This window comes from Stenotrophomonas sp. P5_B8 (assembly GCF_054049855.1).
Genome location: NZ_JBFULO010000787.1, coordinates 1 through 828 on the forward strand (window position 1 = coordinate 1; position 828 = coordinate 828).

The following is an 828-nucleotide window of genomic DNA, read 5'->3' on the forward strand; positions in this document are numbered from 1 at the left end:
ATATGAGGCTGTTTTTCCACTAGCATCGAGAAGCGCAAAGAGACGAAAAAGCGGAAGGTCTGTGGCAGTCCTTTGTTGCGATTACAACAGCTTCCAGACCTATATGAGGGCAGGGGCGTATCGCGATCTATTTGTCCCTGTCGCTGCGAGAGAAGACATCGGTACGATACCTAGTAAGGGTGTCCGCTTCGTCTTTTCAATGCCAGAGTTTGTTGCCGGGCTGCAGTTTGATGAAGTCTATCTGCTTGATGTCAGTAGCCTGGTCCTGTTTGCTGAGGACGGGGCAGGGGCTATGGACAAAAGGCGTGGGTTGGCCACGCTTTATCTTGGCGGAAGTCGCGCCATGACAAGACTTCACATTTACTCTGTTTCGGACGCCGGTGGTGTCCCCACGTTGATGAAGAGAGCTCTTGAGCTCGGGATCTGTGAGGAGGCGTAGTTGTTTTCTCCCATGAGGCCGCCTCACTAGGTGGGGCGGCTTTGACCTGAGAGTCGGCGCCGATTGCCCTGGGTTCTGAGGACGCTACGAGCTATAAGGTATGGCTTGTCTGTTCTGGCTGCTGGAGCAGTGCACGGGCCGCAACGGTGGCTTATAAGGGGCTTACGGTTAGCGAAGTAGCTCTAACCTGTATCCCGTACAATCGCCCGGGCAATGGACAGTCAGGTCGGAGCGCGACATCTGGTTGGCATTGGTTCATGCCGGTCCGCTCGGCCGGAGTCGGACTTATGCAATCAGTTGTTTGTCGCTTAGATCGCTCGCCGGAGTCAGTCGGCTGGGTTCGTAATGCGTAGGTCGTAGGTTCGATTCCTATTTCCGGCACCAGATAC

General features: G+C 54.8%; 1 protein-coding gene. It reads left to right on the forward strand.

What is annotated here, in order from left to right:
* A partial coding sequence (locus ACXJKH_RS21470) for a hypothetical protein (protein ID WP_457322414.1) occupies window positions 1-439 on the forward strand: 439 nt, incomplete at its 5' end.
* Window positions 440-828: the final 389 nt, after the last annotated feature.